Here is a 240-nt window from a genome sequence, read left to right on the forward strand (position 1 = left end):
GCATAAGTATGCCTTAACATATGCGGTGATACGTGAAAGGGTAATTTAAGCGACTTGAGAGCCTTACCAAAAGCAGAACCTTGAGAAGCCCACCCTTGACCATCAGGCGTTAAAAACAAGCAATTTGACTCCACTTCCGACTCTTGTTGCTTCTGAAAACGAGCCTCATTGACATAACGCCACAAGTCCTCCATCAATCGTGTCGGGATGTGTATTTTGCGCTCTTTCTCACCTTTGGTT

Annotated in this window: 1 pseudogene; it reads right to left on the minus strand. The window is 45.0% G+C overall.

The features are described 5' to 3' along the window. Positions 1-240: pseudogene (locus tag AAEZ05_RS30025) on the minus strand (tyrosine-type recombinase/integrase); the annotation flags it as partial.

This window comes from Pseudomonas sp. HY13-MNA-CIBAN-0226 (genome assembly GCF_040310305.1).
GTDB classification, from domain to species: domain Bacteria; phylum Pseudomonadota; class Gammaproteobacteria; order Pseudomonadales; family Pseudomonadaceae; genus Aquipseudomonas; species Aquipseudomonas gregormendelii.